The organism is Limosilactobacillus balticus, assembly GCF_014145615.1.
Classification (GTDB): domain Bacteria; phylum Bacillota; class Bacilli; order Lactobacillales; family Lactobacillaceae; genus Limosilactobacillus; species Limosilactobacillus balticus.
The window spans coordinates 1-6,447 of sequence record NZ_JACIVH010000073.1; the positions used below are offsets into that span (position 1 = coordinate 1).

Sequence of the window (6,447 nt, forward strand, 5' to 3'; positions counted from 1 at the left end):
AATGGTAAGATTGTGCCAGTTGACCCAGATGGAAATCCAATTCCAAATGTACCAACCCCACAATACCCAACTGATCCAAGTGATCCAACTAAGGTAACGCCAAATGAACCGGTACCAACCGTACCTAACTACACGCCGGAAGTACCAACGGTAACACCAACTGATCCTGGTGTTGATACGCCAGTTAAGTACACACCAGAAACGGTAAATCCAAAACCAGAAACTGATCAAACCGCGGTTGTCAACTACGTTGACCAAGATAACAACAACGTACAAATCGCAACCTCTGGTAACTTAACTGGTAAGGCTGGCGAAAAGATTAACTACAGTACAGCTGATCAAATCAAGGAGTTAGAAGCTAAGGGTTATGTCCTCGTAACTGATGGTTTCCCAGCTAACGCAACCTTTGATGATGACACGGATCAAAACCAGGTCTTCACGGTTGTCTTGAAGCATGGTCAGGCTCCAGTTGGACCAAATAATCCACACGAACCAGGTACGCCAGTTAACCCAGACGAACCAAATGGTCCAAAGTGGCCAGCAAAGGACACTTACACTAAGGATTACACTTCAACTGTTCACTTTGTTGATAACAACGGTAACAAGATGCGGGATGATAACGTTCAAACTTCAACTTGGACACGGACATTAATCATCGATAAAGTTACTGGTCAAATTATCAATCCAAACGAAAACTGGACTTCTGATAAGGACAGCTATAACGAAGTGAAGGTTCCGGTAATCAATGGTTACGTTGCCGATAAGGCTAATGTTTCAGCTAAGAAAGCAGTTCAACAAAACCTTGAAGACACAGTAACTTACAGTAAGGTTGGTAATATTGTACCGGTTGATCCAAATGGTAACCGGATTCCAAATGTTCCAGTGGTGCCATACACTAATGACCCAACTGATCCAACCAAGGTAACACCAAGTGAACCAGTACCATCAGTACCTGGGATGACACCAAATGTTACGACTGTAACACCGGATCACCCAACAGTTGATACCCCAGTTGTTTACATGACGCCAACACCGGTAACTCCAGAAACACCAGTTACCCCAGAAACCGATACACTAGCTGACCCAACAGCTCCAGAAACATCGGAGACTGAAACGCCAGCGCCAGCTCAACCAGCTGCTCCAGCAGTGCCAAAGGCACAAATACCAGCTTCAGTAACACCAGCCACTGTTGCTAAGCAGGAAGCGAAGAAGTTGCCACAAACGGGTAATGATAATAATGCTACGGCTGCCCTTGGCTTAGCTGCCTTAGGATTAACTGGGCTCTTAGCGGCAGGCAAGAAGCGTCGGAAAGAAAACAACTAATAAAGATCAACGTTGAACGGAGTAAGAATAAGTTATGCGGAGAGTTGTGGTTAATTTGAAGATGGTTTATTGCAATGACTTAACACATAATGCAATGGATAGTGGCTTAACAGATTCATAGCAACAAACTCGAAGCAGAAGAAAAAGCTCATGCTAGAAATAGCATGAGCTTTTTTGCTTTACATATTCCTTCGATAAACAAAAAGGTTGGCTTATACGTATAGAGGGAATTGAATGTGAGCACGTTCTCGGCTGTAAATGCTAGTAGTACTAGTAATTAGACGGTTTAACAGGCGATAGTCAAATAATTAAAATGGCCAATCATGAACATATGACAATCTCTTCATTCGTTATAATTTTTTTAATAAAGAATCCTTATAAAAGGATGTAAGTAAAACCGTTGGGGCACTTGAAACAAGCAAATTGCTTGATCTTTATAAAAAATATTTTTTATAAATCGGATGATAATTAAGTTGAGAAATTCCGTGAAAGCGCTATATTAATAGTTGTAATCATATTTTGTGTAATTGAAAATCATCTTTACTCAAATAGATTAATAATTAAGGAGGAGAATATTATGTTATCGCATAATAATTGGCGTGAGACAGTAAAACAACAAGAACCTAAGCAACAACGATTCACAATTAAGAAGCTAACTGTTGGGGTTGCTTCTGTGTTACTTGGTTTTACATTTGCAGAGACGACTACCGCTTCTGCTGATACCGATGTTAATACTGAAAATCATTTAACTAATATTACTGAACATAGTCAAATTGCTAACTCTGCAAGTACATCAACCCTACAACAATCGGTTACTGATACAGCTCAGCAACGACCTGCTTCTGCTGTTAATCCGGTGGGCGATGTCAAAACTTCTGTAGCTGATAACTATGAAGCGGCTGTTAGTTCAGCTGTGAAACAAGAAAATGAACAATCAGTTGCCCAAACCAACACTGATAAAACTAGCTCAGCTAATAGTGTTGCTGCTCCTGCTTCTTCAAGTATAAGGTCGAAAATCTCTTCTCAACCGTCTTCCGTAACAAGTACTCAGCAAGCAAAGGAGAATCAAGCGCAACCGGTTAATTATGCAGTAGTTTTTGCTAGCTTAGCAAATAATGCAACGGAACAAGCGGCAAATACAGCAACGGTTACTGATTGGAATGGTCTGCAGTCAGCATTAAATGATATATCTGTTAACCAGGTTAATGTTCAAGGGAATCTCTATGCTTATGGTGATGCTACTGTTAACCATAACGTTACAATTAATGGTGTTGATGGAGCATCAATTAATTTTGGTAATTCAGTAATTAAAGGAACAGCAACATGGGGTGGGATTGACCTTACATTTAATAATCTAACATTAACTAGTACGAGCTCTACGGGAGCAGTTGATTTCTCACAAACTAATAATAAAAATACTGTGACCTTTAATAATGTAAATGCACATGGAGCATCATTATACAACGGTGGTGGAAACACTGATGTTTATATTCGTGGTAATGTTACCAGTGACTTTGATGGTAGCGCGGCCAAACCAACTGTTGCTCAGCTTAATAATGCATTAGGCAGCTATCCAACTGCTAACATTAACAATTGGCAAAATGCGAATATTGTAGCTGATAATGTTTATGTTGATCAGGGGGCTACCTTAACGCTGACGCGAAGTGTTGTCGGTGATGGAATTGATATTGTTGCTGGAAACAAAGCTTATAAGAATAGTTCAAATGCAATGGGGAATGTCAACGTTGGTGTTAATGCTAGCCTGAACATTACCCTTATGAATGGTACACAACAAAACCTGCGTACAAGCGAACAGGCAACGAATATTGAAAATGCAAGTGCTGCAATTCGGGCATATCGGAATGGTTCATTTACCACTGGCGATAGCGCTCAAGTTACCTTGAATGTTGGTCATGGGCGTGGCATCGTATTTGATGAACCATTTGGTGGATCAACTTCAATTCAGCTTCAAGGTAATCCAGAAACAAACTGGTATAACAATCGGGCAGCTACTAATTACCGTGATTATGACCACAATGAATTTAAACTTGGTAATTCTACTAAATTTTATCTTCATGGCCGGGATGGTGTTCTTCTTGGTAACCGCGCTACAATGATCACTGGTGAAAATAGTCAGTTGACATTTGATAATGGTGGTAATGGTTCAGGATTAACAGTTGATGCTTACGCACGTGTTGAAATTTCACCACATTCAGTTGTTTTAATGCACTCTGATGGCAAAAATCATTCTGGTGTGTGGAATGGTGGAAACTATATTGGATTGGGGGAAGATGGTCATTTTACAGTTGATCACGATGCCACATTCCGTTATATTCTTGTTAATCGTAATACATTAACTGCTAATGGGACTAATGTTACGAACTTTTACGATGATAACTTTAATATTACTTCGGTTAAGTCGAGTTCGAGTCCCCTTGTGACCATTGGGGATAATGCGGTCTTTGATGGTCAAAGCGACTATCGTAATATTTTTGGTGAAATTCTGTCATTTTCTTATAATAATGCACCTGCCGCCACTACAATGAATATTCATGGTGCACGGTATATTAACTTTCAAAAATATGAAGCAACCACTCCGGGAGCCTTTCAAAATGTGACAACATATGATCCTGATGGTAAACATACTGGTAATCTTTTCTATTCATGGCCTCATAATACGTGGACGGTAAACGGCAATACTTACAATGCCTATAAGTGGGACGATGAATATTACGCTGGTAAAGAAGACACGTATGATGCCACCAATGCAGAAACGATTAAGAAATCGATTGATGCTTTTACGCGTGACGCCTCGCAGACTTGGTCAGGAATTACAGACTTGAACCTTGACTATAATATGCACGAGCGAGTAGGTGGATATGTTAATAATGATGCAACAATGAGTAATTATGGTGTTGCATTTGGTGCAGAAGCGCATGGTTTTGATCCAGAATATTCACAACGGGTTGCCTTGGTTGCAACAAATATTCCAACTGAAGATACACAAACTGAACAACAAAAAACTGATTATGATGTTATTTTAAAGTACAACAAAGATCTACCTGCAGGAACAGTTAAAGTAACACAACAAGGGGTCAATGGGTTAGTACGAAAGACTGAGACCACCTACTATATCGTTAATGGTGCAACAGGTGAGAAGACGCTTGATACCTCTAAAGGCGGCTATAATATTGTTATGGACGCTGACGGGAATGTAATTAGTCGAACATCAAATAATAATCCTGGTCATAGTACAACGATTGCAGAGATTAACAAGATGGTACCAGAAATCATTGAGGTTGGTCCGCAAAAAGTAACCTTAAATTATGTTGATAAGACAAGCGGTAAAATTCTCAAGACAACAACTGTTCTTGGCAATCCGATCAAGATGGGAACAGATAACGTTGTTGAATTTGACAAAGATGGAAACGTTATTCCTAACTCAATTACAGAGGCTACTTTTACCGATAACGGACAAACAGTAGCAGAAATCATTAAAGGCTATACTGATCAAGGAATGACTGTTGCTAATAATACGTTAGCAACTGCAATCAAAGACGGGACTGCTCAATATGATGTTAAAGGAGTTACTCGTGATAGTCTAAGCAATCAACAAGCAATTCCTGCTAATGGTCCAATATATGAAATTGACTTGAATGAAGCTGTTAAGCGAGGGTCAATTACAGTTACCTACTATGATGAAACTACCGGCCAAATAATGACTCAATACACCTATAATTCTGGCGAAGAAAATGTAGGAACACCAATTACGTATTCAACAGCCGATACAATTAAGAAGTTGGAAAATCAAGGCTATGTCTTAGTGAATGATGGCTTCGCTAGTGCGGATGTAACAGATATTACAGCTGGTAATCACAGCTATGTAGTTACGGTTAAGCACGGGATTGAAGATATCGATAAGAATAATCCACACGGCCTGGAAGTAGTAAAGACTGTAACCCGGACAGTTAACTACACAGTTAATGGTAAGGCATCCGATCAATTACCGATGAAGACAGAAAGTGCTGGATTTACAGCTACTGGTTACTGGGATAAAGTCCTCAAACAATTGGTTGATGTTGTAAATGGCCAAATTGTTACTGAAAATGGTCAGGTTAAACAAGGTCACTTAACTTGGACAGCTGATGGATCTACTAAGGATGAAGCAACCTTGAATGGCTATCCTGCTCCAAGTCTGGATGGCTACCATGTTGATGCGTTTTCTGCTATGTCCGCGGGCCAAAATGTCACTGCAGATAATGTGTCTGATGATGGAGCTGTTAAGAACATTACCGTCACTAATAACAGTAATAATATTGATGTAACTGTTGACTTAGTAAGTAATGGGACGAAGATTGTTGACCAACAAAATATTCCAGGATCACAAACTGTTAAGTTCGTCGATGAAAATGGTAATGAGTTAGCCAAGGCGGTTGTTGATCATACTGACTTTACTTACTCAGGTAACGTTATTGATACCCAAACTGGTAAAGTAATCACACAAGGTAAGTGGAACCAAGAAAGCTACCAATTTGGTAACGTTAAAGTGCCAGTAATTAAGGGTTATGTAGCAGATACGGCAACAGCTGGTGGCTTGCTTGCAAAAATTACAGATCCAAATGTTACCCAAACAGTTATCTACCATCAAGTTGGTAAGATTATTCCGGTCGACCCGAGTGGGAAGCCAATTCCTAATGTACCTCAACCGCCATATACTAATGATCCAAATAATCCAACTAAGGTGACACCAAATGAACCAGTTCCTGATATTCCGGGTTATGTTCCAAGCGTGCCAACTGTTACCCCGAACGACCCAACTAAAAATACGACCGTAATTTACAATAATACCGAAACCGCGATTGTAAATTACGTTGATCAAAGCGAAAACGATAAGTTGATTACGACTTCGGGGGACTTAACTGGTCCATCCGGTACTAAGATCGACTACAGTACTGCAGCTACAATCAAGCAATTGGAAGACCAAGGTTATGTCTTTGTAAGCAGTAATTATCCCGCAGACGCAACCTTTGATGATGACATGGGCAAGACTCAGGTTTACACAGTTGTGATGAAACACGGAACAACGACTTACAATCCAGAAAAGCCGGCAACTCCTGGCGAACC

Annotated in this window: 2 protein-coding genes; both read left to right on the forward strand. The window is 40.0% G+C overall.

Annotated features, from left to right (window positions below):
* A partial coding sequence (locus H5S10_RS08070; RefSeq protein WP_182589256.1) for a mucin-binding protein occupies positions 1-1,323 on the forward strand: 1,323 nt, incomplete at its 5' end.
* 577 nt (positions 1,324-1,900) lie between these two features.
* The coding region (locus H5S10_RS08075; protein WP_182589257.1) for a mucin-binding protein at positions 1,901-6,447 on the forward strand (4,547 nt) is incomplete at its 3' end.